12 protein-coding genes are annotated in these 19,690 nt (G+C 47.9%); all 12 read right to left on the reverse strand.

The window, feature by feature from the left end:
- Nucleotides 1-162: 162 nt before the first annotated feature.
- Complete coding sequence (locus tag JT717_RS11235; protein WP_205510565.1) at nucleotides 163-1,152, reverse strand: arabinan endo-1,5-alpha-L-arabinosidase; 990 nt, start codon at nucleotides 1,150-1,152, stop codon at nucleotides 163-165.
- A 150-nt stretch (nucleotides 1,153-1,302) separates the two neighbouring features.
- Nucleotides 1,303-2,985, reverse strand: a complete 1,683-nt coding sequence (locus tag JT717_RS11240; RefSeq protein ID WP_205510566.1) for a family 43 glycosylhydrolase — start codon at nucleotides 2,983-2,985, stop codon at nucleotides 1,303-1,305.
- Between the two features lie 29 nt (nucleotides 2,986-3,014).
- Nucleotides 3,015-4,991 (reverse strand): alpha-L-arabinofuranosidase family protein, encoded by a 1,977-nt coding sequence (locus JT717_RS11245; RefSeq protein WP_205510567.1) that lies wholly within the window; start codon nucleotides 4,989-4,991, stop codon nucleotides 3,015-3,017.
- A gap of 96 nt (nucleotides 4,992-5,087) precedes the next feature.
- Entirely contained in the window at nucleotides 5,088-6,572 is a 1,485-nt protein-coding gene (locus JT717_RS11250) for an arabinan endo-1,5-alpha-L-arabinosidase (RefSeq protein WP_205510568.1), read from the reverse strand.
- A gap of 143 nt (nucleotides 6,573-6,715) precedes the next feature.
- On the reverse strand, nucleotides 6,716-8,248 hold the full coding sequence (locus tag JT717_RS11255) for a RagB/SusD family nutrient uptake outer membrane protein (protein WP_205510569.1): 1,533 nt from the start codon (nucleotides 8,246-8,248) through the stop codon (nucleotides 6,716-6,718).
- Between the two features lie 32 nt (nucleotides 8,249-8,280).
- On the reverse strand, nucleotides 8,281-11,649 hold the full coding sequence (locus JT717_RS11260; RefSeq protein ID WP_205510570.1) for a SusC/RagA family TonB-linked outer membrane protein: 3,369 nt from the start codon (nucleotides 11,647-11,649) through the stop codon (nucleotides 8,281-8,283).
- Nucleotides 11,650-11,813: 164 nt separating this feature from the next.
- Complete coding sequence (locus JT717_RS11265) at nucleotides 11,814-12,914, reverse strand: FecR family protein (RefSeq protein ID WP_205510571.1); 1,101 nt, start codon at nucleotides 12,912-12,914, stop codon at nucleotides 11,814-11,816.
- Between the two features lie 52 nt (nucleotides 12,915-12,966).
- Nucleotides 12,967-13,605, reverse strand: a complete 639-nt coding sequence (locus JT717_RS11270; RefSeq protein WP_205510572.1) for an RNA polymerase sigma factor — start codon at nucleotides 13,603-13,605, stop codon at nucleotides 12,967-12,969.
- A 207-nt stretch (nucleotides 13,606-13,812) separates the two neighbouring features.
- Nucleotides 13,813-14,643, reverse strand: coding sequence for a 5-dehydro-4-deoxy-D-glucuronate isomerase (gene kduI / locus JT717_RS11275; protein ID WP_205510573.1), 831 nt, complete (start codon nucleotides 14,641-14,643; stop codon nucleotides 13,813-13,815).
- Nucleotides 14,644-14,855: 212 nt separating this feature from the next.
- Nucleotides 14,856-15,620: an SDR family NAD(P)-dependent oxidoreductase gene (locus JT717_RS11280; protein WP_205510863.1), complete on the reverse strand. Its 765-nt coding sequence runs from the start codon at nucleotides 15,618-15,620 to the stop codon at nucleotides 14,856-14,858.
- A gap of 176 nt (nucleotides 15,621-15,796) precedes the next feature.
- Nucleotides 15,797-17,335: a glycoside hydrolase family 28 protein gene (locus JT717_RS11285; RefSeq protein ID WP_205510574.1), complete on the reverse strand. Its 1,539-nt coding sequence runs from the start codon at nucleotides 17,333-17,335 to the stop codon at nucleotides 15,797-15,799.
- A 17-nt stretch (nucleotides 17,336-17,352) separates the two neighbouring features.
- Nucleotides 17,353-19,608 (reverse strand): GH92 family glycosyl hydrolase, encoded by a 2,256-nt coding sequence (locus JT717_RS11290; RefSeq protein ID WP_205510575.1) that lies wholly within the window; start codon nucleotides 19,606-19,608, stop codon nucleotides 17,353-17,355.
- Nucleotides 19,609-19,690 lie beyond the last annotated feature (82 nt).

The raw sequence follows: 19,690 nt of genomic DNA on the forward strand, positions 1-19,690 counted from the left end.
AGGTGGGATCGTCAGATGTTCGACCGATGTGGTTGACGCTTCGAATACGAACATTGCGGACAAACAACGCCTGGGGATGGCATTGTGTTTTTTGGCAATTTTTGGCAGATCACAAAATCTCTAAATCTCAAAATCAGAAATCTTAAATCAGAAATCTTAAAATCAGAAATCACTAACCACCGGCCATCCGGCGGCATCCCAACTCAATTCACGAATGATCAGTTTGCTTTTACCATTGTCCTTCGCATCGTAGCCATGATATACGATGTAATCCCTGCCATCAAACTGGTATACCGAATTATGCCCTACTGCCGTCCAGTTGGCCGTATCGCCGGCAATCACGAGGGAACCGCCGCCCTGCATCAGGGGGATATTATTTTTATCTGTATAGGGCCCTGTTACTTTTTCACTTCTGCCCACCATCACTTTATAATTGCTTTTCAACCCGCGGCAACAAAAATCGGTTGACACAAACAGGTAATAGTACTTTCCCTTTTTAAATAGAAAAGGCGCTTCAATGGCGGCATTACCGGCGACACTGTCGGGCAGGCTGGCATCCCTTCTGCGGCTGGCGAGGTTATGCCATTCTTGCGGTTCTTCGAGCGATACCAGGTCTTTGTTCAGCTTTACGAGTTTTAGACCATTCCAGAAAGAACCAAAGCTAAGCCAGGGGGTGTTGTCGTCATCGATAAAAAGATTGGGATCGATCGCATTCCAGTCATCGCGGTTGGGAACCGATTGAACGAGTTTACCATGGTCCTGCCAACGATAATCCGGTGAGGAAGGATGCAGGGTCTTATTGGTAGCCACACCTATACAGGAAGTGTTCTTTCCAAATGCAGAAACGGAATAATACAGGTAATACAAGCCGTTATGATAGCGGATATCCGGCGCCCAGGTATGACCTTTGAAACCGGGAAGTTCTTTCAACACCCAGCCCGCCACCTCTGCAAATACCGGTTTCTCTTTTTTCCAATCAACCCGGTTAACAGACGACCATACGGTAATGCCCATACCGGTACAAAACATATAATACACACTATCCTGTTTTATCATCACCGGATCATGTGCGGGAATGTGCTTTGTTTGGGCAAACGCGATGGCCGGGCACAAAAACAAAACAATGGAAATGTAAATAATCAGATCTTTCATGCAGGGATTGCTTGTAATGGAGGATTTCTGATTTTGCGATTTCTGATTTCGGGATTTTGATTTACAGTTTAAGAGATTTTGGGATCTCCTCAGCTCTAAAGCTGATAGATCCCAAAATCTCTACATCGCGAAATCTAAAAATGTTATAGATTACTCGACTATCAATTTCTTCATGATCGTTCTCTCATCACTTACCACTTGTATGGTATAGATGCCGGTTGTATGCGGCACAGGCACCTGTACTATGTTTGCAGACAATTGCCTGTTCGTATATACCAGCCTGCCATCGCTCGTGTAGATGTTGGTGACAATATACTTTCCAGGCGAGCCGGGAACAATATTCAGGTATTTGCCCCTGGCTACCGGGTTTGGATAAATACTTCGCCCTCGTTCATCGGTCAATACCGGTTGCAGCTGGTTAACTGCTTCCCTGGCCGCAGGTGTTGCAATCAACCATTTCTGGCAATTGCAATCGGAATAATCCTGCAAGCTCAACCTGGTTCCGGCAGTCGTGGAAGAACCGGCAATACTCACGATCCTCGTACCTGAGGCCGGTGTAATAATATGCGAACCGTCTGCCAGGCGCTCAACCTTGTATTTCTGACAGTTATTGTTCAGCCAGGCATACAACTGCATTTGCGTTCCCGCCGCCGTTCCGCAATTGATCACATCGGCTGAAAGACCACCGAGCGCATTGTTGATGCGGTAGTATCCATTGCCCACCGGAACAAAATCCCATTTCTGACAGTTGATATTCGCCCAGGTGCCTTGTGCAATGCCCTGGCCCGATGCGCCGGTACAACCCCAGGCATCCCATACCAGGTTACTGTGTTTATTGGTAACCCGGTATTGCCCCGCAGCGATCCAGTCACGGGTAATAAAAGGCCAGCCACCGCTAAAGCCCATGTTGGCAATATCTAATTTGGCATTCCCATTATCGTTGCCATCATAATAATGCATGGAAACAAAGTTCGATCCGTTCTCTGTCAGCAGGCCTAAATGGCCCGGACCGATATAGCGGCCTGAAGCTCCTAACGCCAGCGAACCACCGCCGTTGCGCATATCGGTACCGTTCTTGTCAACATAGGGCCCCGTAATACTCGTTGAGCGTCCTACAACAATATAATAGGAACTGCTGGTGCCATTGCAACAGGTTCCACGATTGGCAAAGAGGTAATAATAACTGCCGTTCTTCACAATACAGGGAGCTTCCCAGTCGGCGCCATTACCGCCGGCAATTCGGGTAACAGCGGCACCGCTTTTTACTTTGCCTGTTGAGGGGTCCAGTTCAACAATACCGATACCTCCATGCCAGGAACCATAAGACATGTATAACCTGCCATCTGAATTCCTGAAGATAGCCGGGTCTATCGCATTGATATCACCGGCAGCGGAAGATGAAACCACTTTTCCGAGGTCTGTCCATACGTAGGCCGATGAATGCTGATCGAGCGTAGGTGATGTAGCCACACCGATGGCAGATACCGAAGACCCGAATGTTGAACAGGAATAATAGATATAGTATTTCCCGTTCATGTAGATACAATCGGGCGCCCAGAAGGTCCCGTTGAACCCTGGTACCGCGGCGTTGATCCACGATGGCCAGGTTCCAGCCGGAAATACTGTTTTGGGACCGGATGTCCATTGATACAGGTTGTTCGAATACGCTGCATAAATGCCATTACCAGTGGTGAACATCCAGTACCGGCTTCCGTCTTTGATGAGCGTGGAAGGATCATGTGATTGATAGGCGCCGCCCAGGGCGCTGGCTTGTTCGGGCTGCGATAGCATCAGCATTCCCAAAACAAGCAGATAAGGTAAGTCTTTTTTCATTTGGCAAGTTTTGAATGGTTAATAAAACATCATTCCAACTTTACCCGCAGCACACTGAATGAATACGGTGAACTGTTCAAAACGATCTTTTTACCTTTTATATTAATGGTTGATTCAACAGGTGCTACGTTGGTTGGATGCTCGAATGAATTCAAAGCGGTGAGCTCCGACTGCATCACGGTCAGTTTTCCCTTGGCAGCGATCTTTTTTACGCCATCCAATTGTAAGGTATTGACCTGTGGTTTGTCAGCAGCGTTTACCACTTTAATGATCAATTCATTGGTAGCCGCATCGATACAGGCCGAAGCATAGAGGCTGTCCTGCCCGGCGACTACATCATTGTTCAATGTAATGGGTACTACTTTGGAACCTTTGTTCAGGGAGAATAATTTCTGTACATGGTAATCAGGCGTTCCATAGGACTGCAGGTTGTTCACCCAAATGAGATCAGGCGCCCATTGCCAGCCGTCCACATGTGCAAAGAGCGGTGCATAAGAAGCCATCTGTACCACATCGGCATTGCGTTCGAGACCGGTCATAAAAGCGGCTTCTGACAAGGCTGCCAGCCAGGTATTCCGGTTGTGGCCAACCGTTTTGTCAACATGCGATGCATATTCGCCACCGAAGACCTTGGAGCCGGTGCGGGGATAGCTGTCATACCTTCTCGCATTTTGCAGGAAAAATTCAGGCTTGCGATAATAGTGTTCGTCTATAAAATCTGCATTCATCTTGCGCAGCTCGCCATTCAGGTAATCGAAACGCTCGCCATTGGGATCCGTGCCTGAGCTGCAGATCAGCTTGATATTGGGATATTTTGCCTTAATGGCCGTCTGGAATGCTTTCAGCCGTTCAATATATTGCGGTCCCCAGTTCTCATTGCCGATGCCCATCATCTTCAGATTAAATGGCGCCGGATGGCCCATATCGGCTCTTACCTTGCCCCATTTCGTGCTAACATCGCCGTTGGCAAACTCAATGAGATCGAGCGCATCCTGGATATAAGGATCCAGCGCCTGCATGGGAACCACCTCTGCTGAATTGAACTGGCAGGCCATGCCGCAGTTCAGGATGGGCAGTGGTTCGGCGCCAATATCTTCTGCCAGTTGAAAGTATTCAAAGAAACCAAGTCCAAAGGTTTGGAAATAATCAGGGGCCGCCCGGTGCGGGAACTCGATATTCCACCGGTTCATCATCAACTGCCTTTCTTCAATGGGGCCCACCGTGTTCTTCCAGCGGTAGCGGTTGGAAAGGTCAAATCCCTCCACGATACAACCGCCCGGGAAACGGATAAAGCCTGGTTTCATATCGGCCAGCAATTGTATCATATCGGCACGCATGCCACCGGGGCGGTTCTTCCAGGTATCAGCGGGAAACAGGGAGATCATATCCAGGTCTACCGTACCATTGCCTTCAAACCAGATATTCAGTTTTGCTTTCAGTACAGTTTCCCTTGCATGAAAACTTACGGCTGCTTTCTTCCAGTTGTCGCCTGCTTCGGGCAGCGACAATACGGTATCGCCAATAACCTTTTTTAATGTGTCTATTAGTTCGATATGCAATTTCGTGTGTGCCTGAGGTTGGCGATACATCACAGAAAAATCGTACCGCACCCCTTTTTTAATACCCATGCCGCGAAAACCTTCATTGGTCAGTCCCAGGTCGCCTTTGGCGGCATTGTTCATGGTAATGCGCAAAAAACGGGGATTGCGGGTATTTTCATCGGTACGGTTGATCACCAGCAATTCGCCTTCTACGAATTTCTTGCGGTTCACCGTCCAGCCCATCAATGGTTTAAAGAACTCAAATGAACGGTTCTTCACCAGCTCGGCGTAAATACCGCCATCTGCGCCCAGGTTGATATCTTCAAAAAACACGCCCCACATGGTGGGCTGAATGGTGGCCGTTGGCTGTGCGGCTTTCACTACCAGGGTATGGTTTTGTTGGGAAAATACTGGCATGCTCAGCACTGCCACTATCAATAATACAAGCGTTGATCGTTTTATCATTCTATTTAATGCTTAGTTATTAACTTCATTAGTAATTGAGTTATTCGGTATTGAGTGCTCTCAACTTATTAACCTGGCCACTCAATAACTTATTAACTACTTCTTTTTCCCCCAAACCGCAACTCCTTCGTTGTTCAAGCCAGTAAACACCAATGTAGTACTTTTCTTATTCTCCCAATCACGTTCCCTGGAAACATATACCTTATCCGTGTAAGCGCCATTATTCCATTTTAATGCAAGCCAGGGTGCGGTATAGGTCCAGCTGTTGGCAGCCGCCCCATTGATCTTTCCGTCGCCATTCAGCGTGATCGTAGTTGCCACCTGCAGGTTGGCATCCACCTGTTCCGCTGAATAGCCAGGCACCACTTTATATCCCAGTACGATCTGTTCCCATTCACCGCTTAACTCAGTTGGCGTGATCGTGCTTTGGGTTGTATTGGCATAACGTTCCGGAGAAACCACCGGCCAGCCATCGGTCGTCCAGAAGATGCTGCGCACATGCAGGTCCATGAAGTATTTATCAACCGATGGCCTGCCCTGGTGTGCCATAAAGTAGGCGCCCCCGCTCTCAAAAACGGAACAATGCGATACGCCCTGCCAACCGCCATGCCCCTGGAACTGGTAAGGCGCCAGGATCATGGGAATATTATCTTCCTCGATATTCATATCCCGGCCTTTAAAATCCAGGAACGGTCCCTCTGGTGAGCTCGCCCGGCCTACCCGTACATTGTATTTTGTTTCCAGCCAGTCATAGGCGATAAACAGGTAATACTTGTTCTGTTGACCGTTATAAATGACTTCGGGTCCTTCGATATTTCCGTTTACAACGCCTCCGGTAAAACCACGTTGGGCGATCCGTTTCCCCTTGTCGCCGCTGGTGGCGGCCAAACCAGTGCCTGCATTGAGCTTCAGTACATAAATGCCATCGAAGGCCGATCCATAATACATCCAGTGTTCACCGCCCGGGGTAACCACCACCGTAGGATCAATGGCATTGGTTTGCACTGCCGGAAAATCATTGCGGGAAGTGACCACCAGTCCCTGCTCCGTCCAGGGACCTTCCGGTGCAGTGGCGGTAGCCAGCCCGATCACACTTAAGCGCAAAGTTGGCGACGACAGCGAATAATACAGCCGGTACTGGTTATTCACTTTCATGATATAGGGCGCCCATAGCGACTGAAAGGGCGTGCCGCCCGCCTGGGTAATAAAATTGGCGCCCATGGCAGGCAGAGTGTTAAAGGCCCAACCAACAAATTGCCATTGAACGAGGTCCTTTGATCTTCTTATCTGAATGCCTGGCCGCACGGTTGTACCATAGGCTGCATCGGTACTGAAGCAGAAATAGTAATCCCCGCTTTTCACAATGGAAGGGTCATGTACATTGTATGGCCCCCATTGGGCATAGTACGCAAAGGGCGCTATCGCTGCGTAGGTATCTGTAATGGAATTAATGTCGAAGGCCGGCCCCGGTGGCGGTGTGCCCGGGTTCACCGGTTCATCGTCTTTCTTTTTCTCACAACCGGCAATCCCGATGAACACCACCGCAAACAGCAATCGTATGTTGTAGCTGAAAATATGCATTACTTATTCAGTTGACAAGCGGAAAATGTCATTTGCACAATTATAAATATTTCTTCCTTTGTGAACGACCTGTAAGGTGAACTTTATTTTTTTAGGAATGTAGTGGGGCGAGCCCACCTGACAGGTCTTTTCCCCAAACCGGGCTAATACCCGCTATTCTGCCGCAGGTTCTTGTTCACATCCATTTCTGCCTGCGGAATGGAGAAGAACTCGCGGCCGGGTACATAACTGTTGAACTCAGGATCATGGGATTTGAGCTCGGCGAGTTTGGCAGGATTTTGTAACCAGCCCCAGCGGCGGATATCATCAAAACGGTGTCCTTCCAGCGCAAATTCCAGGGCCCGCTCATGGGCAATGCGTTCGCGCATCTGCTCCTTTGACAATGCTGCAAATTCCCCTTCCCGGTCGGGCAGGTTAGCGCGGTTGCGCACGCGTTGAATTTGTTTGGCGCACTCCGCCCGGTTGTCGAGTTCATTCTGGCATTCAGCATACATCAGCAGCACATCCGAATACCGCATCAACCGTTCATTGATGCCCGAACGCCAGTCTTTCTCATCGGGTATATTCTTGTCACCATTGCCATATTTCTTTACGCCCAGTTTATTGAGCTCGGCAGCATATACGGTTTGAAAGGATTGTCCGTATAATTTACAACCCGGATAATTGTAATAAATGGTGGCGCGCAGGCGGGGATCGTCTTCACCGCTTATTGTCTTTTCTTTTTTAAATTCATCTACGATCCATTGGGTGGGTGCGGCGTCATTCCAGCCAAAAGGCGCAGGAGCAAACGTAATGGCCCGGGCGGTTGTTTTACTCCAGTCAGAGCCCGGTGAACTGATCCACCCCAGTGTAGTGCCACCAACCTCGCGGCTGAACTGCACCTCAAAAATAGATTCCTTGTTGTTCTCAAAGGCATCGGTAAAATTATCGCCATAGTTGGCCATGAGATCGTAAACACCCAGATCCATTACTGCTTTAAATTTTGCAGCAGCCAGTTCGTATTGCTTATTGAACAGATAACTCTTTCCGAGGAAAGCCAGGGCAGCGCCTTTGGTTGCCCTGCCCAGATCGGCGCCTCCATATGAAGCCGGTAACAGTTTGGATGCTTCATCAAAATCCTGGTATACCTGGTTCCATACATCCTCGGGTGATACCTGGCCCGGAAAGTATTCCGATGAATTTTCGTAGAACTTCGTCACCAGCGGAATATTATTGAAGAAGGTCACCAGGTAATAATAGTTCAGGCCGCGCAGGAACAGCGCCTCGCCTTTCAGGCGGTTATACAGGTTCTGATCTTTGAAAGGAACTTTGTCTAGATTATCCAGTACGAAATTGGCACGGGTTACACCGCCATAAAAAGCGATCCATAACCATTGCTGCATGATGGAATTATTGAACAGCTTGAAAGAGCCGGTATTGGATAATACATCCCAGGGGCTGGGACTCATGATATCATCACCACGCAGATCGAGGGCGCATTGCGCAAAGCGCAAAAAAGTGCCGTCATAGTATAATGATTGATAAACGGCATTTACCGCCATTACCGCATCGTTCTCATTTTTCCAGAAGGTAGCAGTTGTCTGCTGATTGGGGTTCGTAAGATCCAGGTAATCTTTTCCGCAGGAAATACCGGAAACAGCAATCGCAGCAGTTAATATGATTCGTTTGATGTTCATTGTTTACAGTTTTGTTGTTACTCCCTTGAGGCTTATAATCCGATTTGCAATCCGAACAGAAAGGAACGGGGATTGGGCAATCCGCCTGCTTCATTGGCCGTAAACGGGCGGTTGGGATAAGATCCATTATCTATTGCCCGGTCGAACAAGCCATTGTTATTCGCAAAGTCTGGATCGAAACCCGTGTATTTTGTAAATGTGACCAGGTTCTGTGCGGTGACGTATATCCTGAGGTTAGACAGGTGTGCTCTTTGCAGGATCTGTTGCGGCAGGGTATAACCCAGCTGTAAAGTAGTAATGCGAAAGAAGCTGCCATTCTCTAACCAGCGGGCGGAAGCACGGCCATTCTTATTGGGATCGAACATAACGACGCGCGGAACATCCGTATTTGTATTGGTGGGCGTCCAGCGATCCAGCAATTTGGTTCCATAGTTATCCCAGCCGGCGCCGCTTTCAATACCGGCGCGAATGCTGTTGAAGATCTTATTTCCGGAAACACCTGAAGCTACTACCGACAGATCGAATTGTTTATAAGAAACCGAAGCATTTAAACCATAATACAGATCAGGAATGGCGCTGCCTAGGTAAGTACGGTCATCATCATCGATCTTTCCATCAGGCGCACCGGTGAGCTTTCCGTTCGCATCACGGCCATTGAGGTCTCTGAAGCGGTAGTCGCCCGGACGGGTCAATTCTTCCTGGTACCGTTTAATAGGGCTCTTGGCATTCAGGGCATCTATTTCTGCCTGGTTCTGGAATAAACCATCGATCACCCAGCCATACAACTCCCCTACTTCACGGCCTACTTCTGTTTTGGTCAAATTGCCATACCCGTAAATGGGATTGTCGCCATAACCCAATGATAATACTTCATTGCGGAGGGTAGAAACATTGGCGTTGATGTTATAAGAAAAACTGCCTTTTTTATCAGCATACCCTAACTGGAACTCAAAGCCCGAATTCTGGATAGATGCGCCATTTACCACCGGTGATTCGCCGGGATATACGCCGGTTGAACCGGGGATCTGCACGCGTAATAAAATGTCTTTACCAGTGTTGTGAAAATATTCGGCTGAGAAAGTGAGTTTTTTAAAGAGCTCTACGTCGATACCAATGTTCCGGCTGATCATGGTTTCCCATTTTATATCCGGCACGGCAAAAGTGGTTTGGGTAGCACCAAGGGCCAGCTGGTTGCCAAAGACCGCATGCGCATACGAGTTAATAAAAGCCTGGTATTGATAATCGCCGATCTCCTGGTTACCCAGTTCGCCATAAGACGCCCGCAGCTTCAGCTGATCTACATAAGCAGGCAAAACTTTTTGAAACCATTGCTCATTGTGTAGTTTCCATCCCAATGCCAGTGAAGGAAAATTTCCCCAGCGGTGTTGCGGTGCAAACCTAGATGAACCATCACGGCGGAGCGTAGCTGTTAACAAATACCGGTCGTCATAGATATAATTCACCCGGCCGAAATAAGAAGAAAGCCGGCTTTTAAACAGATCTCCGGTAGCGGTGATGCCTGAGGTGCCATTGCTTAATACCGGTAAATACGGTTGGGTAAATCCTTCTGCATGGGAAAAAGTGCGCGACAGGTTACTTTCCAGCGTTGATTGTCCAACCATGGCATTGACCGAATGGCGGCCAATGAGTCTATCGAAGGTCAGGGTATTTTCTATCGTTCCGGTATTGCCAGATCCCCGCCAATCATTGAGCTTGGCAATATTGTTCACATAGAACCAGCCGAGGTCATGTATGGGCTCAAAATAGAAATCGCGCCAATCTGTTCTTTCGTAGCTTAGACTTAATTTGTACTTCAATCCTTTTATAAACTCATACTCGCCGTAGGCATTGCCGATAAAGCGAAAGCGTTCGGTCTTACTGTCGAGCACATTGTTGAAACCGATGGGATTGGCGGTGTAGGAACCATGGATGGTTTGACTGGCGCTGCTAAAGCCATCCCGGGTAGTGGAGTCGTAAACCGGTAAAGTAGGAATAGCATTCACTATATAACCGAGTATATTACCGGTGTGCAGAAAGGTCATAAAGCGCTGGTCGATCTTTGCATAATTGAACGACTCGCCAAACTTGAAGCGGCCCTGTTTGAAGTCGGTATTGATACGAAATGAATAGCGGTTATAGGTGGGGCCTTTACCGGCTACTGTACCGGTATGATCGAAATAATTGATAGATACATAGTATTTGGCGGCATCGGTGCCACCGGAAATACCTACTGTATGTTCCTGGATATTGCCGGTCTTAAAAGCTTCTTCCTGCCAGTTGGTATTGATGTCTTTTACAAACAGGCTCGAGTTGGGATCATTGGCCGGTTTTACCAGTTGAACCGGATCGGCATTGGCGCTTGCTTCGTTTACCAGCTGCTGATATTGCTGGGTGTTGGCTACATCATAACGTTTTACAATATGCTGCACGCCGTAATAGCCATTATAATCCAGTTTGAATTTGCCTGATTTACCACGTTTCGTCGTGATGATAATAACGCCGTTGGCAGCCCGTGAACCATAAATAGCAGCGGCGGAACCGTCTTTCAATACCTGGATGGTCTCAACATCTGCGATCACCAGGTCATTCACAGGGGCTTGCACGCCGTCAATGATATACAAGGGATTATTATTGGAGAAATTTCCTATGCCACGGATCTTGATCGCCGGTGCCGCACCCGGTTGTCCGCCACTGGTCACACTAACGCCCGCTACCTGGCCCTGCATGGCTTTCAGCACATCGTTGCTTGCGATCTTGTTCAACACTTTTGGATCAACGGTGCTGATAGAACCGGTAAGGTCTTTTTTGCGTTGGGTTCCATAGCCAATGATCACCACTTCTTCCTGCTCCGTAATATTTCTTTTCAATACTACATTGATCTCTGTTCTGCCGCTGATGGGCACTTCCGTAGTTTGCATATCTATCGACGAGAACACCAGGGCACTTGCTTCCTGCGGTACTTCCAACTTAAAAAAACCTTTCTCATTGGTAATGGTGCCTACGGAAGCCGAGCCTTTTACATATACCGAAACCCCGGCCAGCGGCGTACCCGCTTCATTTGTTACAATACCACTGATCGAAATGGCGGCCAGGCCATGCGTCTCCTTTGAGATCACGATCACTTCATTATCTATAAGGTTAAAATGCAGGCCCGTTTCTGACAGCGCTGTTTTTAAGACAGAAGATACAGGTGTTTCTTTTACGGTAATGGTCACCAGGAAATCATGCGGCAGAATATCATTGCTGTAGGCAAAGCGGTAATCGGTCAGTTTTTCAATACTTTTAAACAATTGCGGTATGGATGCATTCTTCAACGATAAGGTAATTTTCTCCTCCTGGGAAAGTCCTTTGGCCGATACATGCAGGCAACCAATAATTAATAAAGCAGTCGTTAGTTTCATAATCCTTACAACTTTGGCGAATGCCGTGTAAAGAAAGGTATCCACCGCTGGCGGATGATTTTTTTTCATACCTTTAGAAAGTTTAAAGATGAATAATGGAAACAGGCCAATACAATCACGTTAACCTGTTTCGGCTTTAAGCAGGGGAATGTTGCCGCATTCCCCTATTTATATATCACAATATGTTGCTCGTCTTCAAACCGGTAGTTGAACTTCTTCGATGTCTTCAATATATTCAGCACCTGGTCAATTTTCTCCTTTTTAAAAGTGGCGGTAAAGTGGTATAACCTGATGTCGTTCGATTCAAACCGGATGTTCACATTGTACCATCGGTTCAGTTGATAGGCTATTTCTTCAAATGCTTCATCTTCAAATGTGAGATTGTTCTGCACCCAGGCAATTTCTTTTACCTCCCCATTGTCTGATTTTTTTACGGGTGTTATCAGGGCCTGTTCCTGCCTGTTGTCAGCCGCGGTGGCCGCAGCGCCTGCTTCATTATCCTGCTTAGGCTCCTTCCACAGTACTTTCTCATCCGGGTGCAGGAGCAGCTTCCGGTTATTATCTTTTTTCAGGGTCACTTCTACCAGGCCCCGCACCAGCACGGCCTCGGTCTTCTGTTCGTCGTTGTACGATTTTACATTGAAGGCAGTGCCCAGGGCCTTTACATCCATACTCGGTGTGTGCACAATAAAGGGAACAGCTGCATTATGCTGCACTTCAAAAAATGCTTCCCCTTTCAGGAATACCTCACGGGTTTTTGTTGCGTAATCTTCATTCAGGGTTATTTCACTGCCGGCATTCAGGATCACCTGGGTGCCATCGGGAAATTGAAAACTTTTGCGCTCGCCGGGTTTACATACATATTGTGTAGAGTGAAACCGGGGGGGTGATGTACTTTGTGTTTTCCAGAGCAGGTAAAGTCCAATGGCAACCACTGCCAGGGCGGCTACCGCCATGGAACCAAATCGCCGGTACAGGCGGTTATGCGTTGGTACCGTCCGGTTCAGATCGATCACCGGCGCTTCGTCACTGCCGGCCATTTTTTGTTTCAGGTTCCCCAGCTGTTCTTCCATATCTGCCTGCGCCAATGCCGAGAACAATAGGCGGTATTCCAGCACGGCTTCTTCTATCAGCGCTTTCTTGGCCGGATTGGCCGCTATATAGCTTTCCCAGTAATGAACGTCCTGTTCATTGGTGCGAAGGCAATAATTGATGAAGCTCTCATCCTTTAACAGGTCTTCAACGGTGCCGTACTTATGTTGCATTTCCGCGCTTTTATAAGTAGAGTGCGCGGACCGTTTTTTTTACCCGTCTTTTTTACAATAATTTTTCAACCAGGGAAATAAAAGCAATACCGAGCAGAACAAGTGATTGAATGCCAGAAACAACAGTGGGTTGTATGAGTCTTTGTTTTATTTTGTACAATGCTTCATGGATCTTGTTATAGACCGTGCGGTGCGTGAGCCCTGTTTTCTGGGTGATGGCTTCATAGCTCATCCCTTCGTAGAATTTAAGCATGATGAGCTCGCGTTGCCGGGCCGGCAGCTCATTGATGAGGGCCATGAGGTTCCTGCGCATGGCTTCATTGTCATTTTTTATAATAAGGGTCTCTTCCCAGGAACTTTCAAATCCCTCTTCTTCCTTTTTGCTCCAGGCTACTTCCAGGTTCACCGTGCGGCGGGCTTTTACCCAATCGCCCGTTAAGCGGCGTAAGAATGAAATGATGAGGTAACTGCGAACATTTTTGGCTTCCAGCAGCGTATGCCGTTTTTCCCAGAGATACAGGAATTGCTGCTGTATTACATCTTTCACGAGATCGCTGTCGTGGATGTGCTTAAGGCCGATAAATAACAAGGTGTGATAATACCTGGTGTACAGCTCGTATAAAGCTTCTTTATCACTTTGCAGCAGGCGTTGCCAACAAAGGTTGTCGGTATGAATAGCAGTTGTGGTCATTGATGGCAGTCAAATCGTTCCAATAAATTTAAATGTATTGACCACATTTAAAAAATATTTTTCTAACCGCCTCAATAAGAAGGAAAAAGGTATGGCATACACCAAATAAATGTGCCATTCCGCCGCTGAGTGGTGGAATGGCACATCCTAAGTTCAGGTGTACCATACTTTAAACGGTGGCACACCTTATTTAAATAGTATAGTATACTAGCGAAGTTCTGTAATAGCGCAATGATCCATATCGCCATAATCGAGGTTCTCCCCTGCCATACCCCAGATAAAGGTATAGTTGGAAGTACCGGCGCCGGAGTGAATGCTCCAGTTGGGCGAGATCACAGCCTGCTCATTCTGCATCCAGATATGGCGGGTTTCCTGGGGTTCGCCCATGAAATGACAAACGCTCTGTCCTTCGGGTATTTCAAAATAGAAATACACTTCCATACGGCGGTCGTGGGTATGAGCCGGCATCGTGTTCCATACACTGCCGCTCTTTAGTTCCGTCATACCCATTTGCAACTGGCAAACTTCCAGCACACTGCTTACGATCAGTTTGTTGATCGTGCGGTGATTGGCGGTAGCCGGACTGCCCAGTTCCACCACCTCGGCATTCGCCTTTGAGATCTTTTTGGTGGGATAGGTATGATGTGCCGGCGCTGCATTGATATAGAATTTGGCAGGTTTGCTTTTATCGGCAGAAGTGAATTGTACGTGCTGTGCTCCCTTACCAATGTATAATGCTTCTTTATAATCCAGCTCATAGCTTTGTCCATCGGCGGTAACGGTTCCCTTGCCACCTACGTTGATGATGCCCATCTCTCTTCTTTCCAGGAAAAATTTTGCTTTCAGTTTCTCGGGATTGGGCAGCGCTACCGCTTTTGTTACAGGCATAATGCCGCCGGCAATATACCGGTCGTAATGGGAAAGCGTAAAATGCGCCTGGTCTGCTTCAAATAATTTATCTATCAGGAAAGCCTTGCGCAAAGCAGCGGTATCCATTTGCTTTGCTTCGTTCGGACTTATTGCTAATCTGTTATCCATAATTCTCTAATTGTATAATAGTCATTGATGAGTAAAGTTGCGTTTTTACGTGCAGCTTATGACCATGATTTGTGAATGTGCTAATTTACTAATGTGCTAATGTGCTAATAGAATGCACTCCTTAATGCTTGCTTTCGCGTAAATTTTTATTTTACGAACATTCCGGCTTGATATATTAGCACATTATCTAATTAGCAAATCAGCTAATTGTTTTATCTCCCCATCCAGCCGCCGTCAACGGTAATAATGGTTCCGGTAACATAATCAGAAGCCGGAGAGGCCAGGTATACAGCAGCGCCCTTCATATCATCGCCTTCGCCCCAACGGCCGGCAGGAATACGCGCCAGGATCGACTTCGCACGCTCGGGATCATTACGCAATGCTTCCGTATTGTCTGTTGATATATAACCGGGCGCAATGGCATTCACCTGTACGCCTTTCGAAGCCCATTCGTTCGAGAGGGCCATGGTAAGGCGGGCAATAGCGCCTTTGCTGGCCGCATAACCAGGCACCGTAATACCACCCTGGAAACTCAATAAAGAAGCGGTGAAGATGATCTTACCACTTCCGCGCTGGATCATGTCCTTACCAAATTCGCGGCTTAAAATAAACTGGGCATTGAGGTTCACGTTGATCACTTCGTCCCAGTATTCATCCGGGTGTTCGGCTGCGGGTTTACGCATAATGGTACCGGCGTTGCAGAACAGGATATCAACGGGCGCATTTTCTCCTTTCACCTTGTCGATAAAAGTATAGATGGCTTTACGATCATTGAAATCGGCCTGGTAGGCTTTAAAAGAACGGCCGGTAGCTTCCACTTCCTGCTGCACTTTACTGCCTGTTAATTCCAGGCTCGCAGATACCCCGATAATGTCTGCGCCTGCTTCGGCCAGTGCAACTGCAATTGATTTACCGATGCCTCTTTTACAGCCTGTAACCAGTGCGGTTTTTCCTGCCAATGAAAATTTTGAAAGAATGCTCATAATGATTTTAGTTAACGGAATTCAATGATATTCCAGGTGAGTCTCCCGGTACAGCGGCTGCTGCCGGGCATATAAACAGGGCTGCAATTTCCTGCATGAGGGGTAGACTACCAAATTTAACCGGGAGTGATGTCTATTTGTCTGCCGTTCACTAACTTAGAAGGCAGCGATCATTGTTTCCAGATCATGATCGCTTTGGGTATCCCGAAAGGAACCTGAAGACCAGTGAGCCGGGGCATTTTCACATCCTTTAATACGATGACCGGTGTTGAGCTGGCTGTTGGTATGTGTAAACCCTCGGCCTGCAATTGTTGTACATCGTCAAAGATCATGGCCGGTCTGAAATCGTTTTTTTTATATTGCATTTTTACGTTCCTGAGCTGAATGCCGCTGGCATGCCGCACGTACAATCCCCAGCAGGGCAGTTCGCCGAACATGGAGAATTCGGGATAGTCCCCGGCTTTTTCGGGTACCTGGTGCAGGGAGTCAAGCGCAAAAAACGCCACCTCTTTACTGCCGCCACCTTCATATGTAACAGTGATATTTTCCAGCGAAACATTCTCTACCGGGTGACCGGGTAAACCGGTGATGGAAGCAGGAAAAACATTGTGCGGATAGTTGACTACCGGTCCTTCCATTTCATACCCTTTATCGGGTTTACCGGCCGGCACTTCTACCTGTACGTTAGCTATTTTAATATTCCGCACCTTTCCAACGGGCGCTGTTGTTTTGCGGTGACCGAGCCTTATGAAGATGGCATTGCCGGTATTGGTGGCCCTGATGTTCTCAATGGTAACATCTTCCAGGATACCGCCGTCGACCGACTCCAGGGCGATGGCCGAGCGATAGGTATCGTAGATTTTTATATTATTTATCCGCACCTGTTTGAACCCGCCATGAGAAGCGGTGCCGAACTTCAATGCACTGGCGCTGGAGCGCACCACGCAATCACTGATCTCGATATTTTCACAAAAAGTATCGGGGTTACCCGATTTCAAACAAATGCCGTCATCATCGGCATTAACATTACACCGGGTCACCTTCACATTGCGGCAGTCGTCGATATCAATCCCGTCGTTATTATAATAGGCCGTGCTCTGCACGCGGATGCTGTCAATGACCAGGTTGGTGCATTCGCGGTAGGTTTGCACCCAGCAGGCCGCGTCTTTGAACAATACGCCTTTAATGCTCACCTGGTCGCAGTTCTTGAAGGTGAGCAGGTGCGGACGGTTGAACTCGGCTGAGCGCAACTGCCCCCAGGGATTCACCGTTTGCCATTGGGGATCCTGCAGGGTTCCTTCTTTCAACATACGGTCTACATCCTGCACCACTTCGCGGCCGCGGCCATCGATGGTACCGGTGCCCGTAATGGAAATATGATGCTGCTTATCGGCAACGATCAACGCAGATGCCCGCACAGTACCATAATCGCTTCGTTTGGTGCTGCCCAGTAAGACGGCATTGGCCGATACATGCAATTCAACACCAGAACGCAACTGAATAACTCCGGTGACGAATTTACCCGGCGGGATCAATACTTGACCGCCACCGGCAGCCGATGCGCTGTCAATGGCTTTTTGAATAGCAGCCGTATTATAGGTTATGCTATCCCCCACGGCACCAAAGGAAGTGATGTCCAACACCTTCTTTTGAGCGAAGAGGCTGGAAGCAACAATCATTAGTAATAACAAACTGGCAGTTCTTTTCATATGGTGATGTATGGATGTCAATACCGCGATCCCGGTCTGTTAGCAGGAAGTTTACCAAAACTTTGACTGGGTTTACTGCCCATCACTACGCGCAAGGTTCCTCCCTTCATAATATCCTTATGGAAAATATAGGTATTCGGCCAGGGCTTTCCGTTCAGCGTTACGCTTTGGATGTAAATATTCTTCGCACTGTTCCCGACTGTCTCTACGGTAAACTTCTTTCCGGCCGGTAACTGAATGCTGGCTTTATCGAAGAGGGGACTGCCCAATACATAAACGCCGCTGGCAGGAAATACCGGGTAAAATCCTAAAGAAGAAAAGATGTACCAGGCCGACATCTGGCCGCAATCTTCATTACCACTGATGCCATCGGTGCTGTCGAGGTATTGTTCCTTCAGAATGAAACGCACTTTCTCCGCCGTTTTCCAGGGCGCGCCGGCGTAGGTGTACAGGTATGTGGTATGATGCCCGGGTTCATTACCATGCGCATACTGACCGATCATACCTGAAATATCAGGCGGCGATTGCGGATCGAATTCTATTTTCAATTGGAAGAAAGTATCCAGGCGATTGATAAACGCTTCATCACCACCCAGCAGTTTTATCAGTCCTTCCACATCCTGTGGCACCAGCCAGGTATATTGCCAGGCATTGCCTTCACAATAATCGTCGATCCAGGGATGGCTGGTGCGGCCCGGACCAAAGGTCTTATTCCATTCGCCCTGTTCATTTTTTCCACGGAAGAATTTGGTAGTGCTGTCGAAATAATGGCGATAATACAAGGCCCTTTTCGCAAACAGCGCCGCATCTTCCGGTTTGCCCATTTGTTTTGCCATCAGGGCAATGCTGCCATCGCTGATGCAATACTCCATGGCCTTGGCCACCGATTCCTGTACTTTATTGTGCGGAATGTATTCGAGGGATTTTACATAATCCAATCCAAACTCATTGCGCAGGGAGGTATTTTTTACTGCTTCAAATGCCAGCGCAGTATCAAAACCCCGATAGCCCTTCAGGTAGGCCTCCGCTACGATCTGAACACCACTCATGCCGGGCATCAGGTTGGTCTCATTACCTGCCAAATGCCAGATGGGCAATTTTCCCTGCTGCTGATAAATGTGCAGCATGGTATTCACCATATCATTCACCCGCCCGGGCTGCGTGATGGTATACAATGGATTCAATGCGCGATAGGTATCCCAGAGGGAAAGTATCGTATAATTCTGAAAGCTGTCTTTATGCACATTTTTATCGGGCCCGCGGTATTCACCATTCACATCATTGAAGGCAGCCGGATCGATCATCGTATGATACAGGGCCGTATAGAATATTTTTTTCGTAGTAGCGTCCTTGGTGTTGATCACGATCTTTCCCAACTCCCGGTTCCATTTGGCATCTGCATCCTTCACCACTTTATCAAAATGCCAGTGCGGGATCTCGGCATTGATATTTGCCAGCGCGTTGGCCGAACTCACCGGCGAAATGCCCACTTTAAGAAATACGGTGGCAGGCGCTTTGTCAAAACTGATGAATCCTTTGATCCCCTCTCCTTTTGCTGATGATGATGCCAGCTTATTGTCATTGTCATAAATGTCAAACTGCTGGATGGGGGCTGATATGCGGATGGCAAAATACAAGCGCTGATCCGGCGCCCAGCCCTTTGAGAACCGGTACCCGTAAAGCGTAGAATCATCCACTTTTTCGATATACGTTTCTGTCGCTTTATCGCCAATACCCTCTTTCAGATCGATCAGGATGCGGGCGCCCCCGCCGGCGGGAAATTTGTATTGGTGAAAACCTACCCGCTCGGTAGCTGTCAATTGTACCTGGATATTATAATCATCGAGGGTCACCGCATAATAACCGGGTCTTACTTTTTCTCTCTTATGTGAGAAGCGGGAAGAACAGCCAGCGCCTGGCTGCTCCGGTGTTACCTTACCGGTTTTTATAGCGCCGGTGAATGGCATAATGAGCACATCGCCCAGGTCGGGCATGCCGGTTCCGCTTAAATGGGTATGAGAAAATCCTTTGATGATGCTGTCGGTATAATTGTAACCCGAGCACCAATCCCAGCCGCGGAATACATTGTCTGGACCCAGCTGCACAGCGCCAAAAGGCACATTGGCGCCCAGGAACACATGCGCATGGCCTGCCGTACCGATGTACGGGTTTACAAGATCAGTAAATCGTTGTGAAAATGAAACAGAATGGAAGAATACCAAACAAAAAACCGGAAGGATCTTCTTGATTACCCTGCAAAAACTACCTTTCATGCCGATGAATTTACAACAAATGAAAATATTACAATAATTTGTTGCAAGATAGTGCACCTAAAGGAGGGAATGTAATTGGCTA

The organism is Longitalea arenae (assembly GCF_016924755.1).
GTDB classification, from domain to species: Bacteria; Bacteroidota; Bacteroidia; order Chitinophagales; family Chitinophagaceae; genus Niastella; species Niastella arenae.

What these genes read in the sequence shown, in the direction of transcription:
- kduI (WP_205510573.1), bottom strand. Translation starts at nt 14,643, where the DNA reads ATGGATAACAGATTAGCAATAAGTCCGAACGAAGCAAAGCAAATGGAT.
- JT717_RS11265 (WP_205510571.1), bottom strand. Translation starts at nt 12,914, where the DNA reads ATGCAACATAAGTACGGCACCGTTGAAGACCTGTTAAAGGATGAGAGC.
- JT717_RS11250 (WP_205510568.1), bottom strand. Translation starts at nt 6,572, where the DNA reads ATGCATATTTTCAGCTACAACATACGATTGCTGTTTGCGGTGGTGTTC.
- JT717_RS11240 (WP_205510566.1), bottom strand. Translation starts at nt 2,985, where the DNA reads ATGAAAAAAGACTTACCTTATCTGCTTGTTTTGGGAATGCTGATGCTA.
- JT717_RS11260 (WP_205510570.1), bottom strand. Translation starts at nt 11,649, where the DNA reads ATGAAACTAACGACTGCTTTATTAATTATTGGTTGCCTGCATGTATCG.
- JT717_RS11255 (WP_205510569.1), bottom strand. Translation starts at nt 8,248, where the DNA reads ATGAACATCAAACGAATCATATTAACTGCTGCGATTGCTGTTTCCGGT.
- JT717_RS11245 (WP_205510567.1), bottom strand. Translation starts at nt 4,991, where the DNA reads ATGATAAAACGATCAACGCTTGTATTATTGATAGTGGCAGTGCTGAGC.
- JT717_RS11270 (WP_205510572.1), bottom strand. Translation starts at nt 13,605, where the DNA reads ATGACCACAACTGCTATTCATACCGACAACCTTTGTTGGCAACGCCTG.
- JT717_RS11290 (WP_205510575.1), bottom strand. Translation starts at nt 19,608, where the DNA reads ATGAAAGGTAGTTTTTGCAGGGTAATCAAGAAGATCCTTCCGGTTTTT.
- JT717_RS11235 (WP_205510565.1), bottom strand. Translation starts at nt 1,152, where the DNA reads ATGAAAGATCTGATTATTTACATTTCCATTGTTTTGTTTTTGTGCCCG.
- JT717_RS11285 (WP_205510574.1), bottom strand. Translation starts at nt 17,335, where the DNA reads ATGAAAAGAACTGCCAGTTTGTTATTACTAATGATTGTTGCTTCCAGC.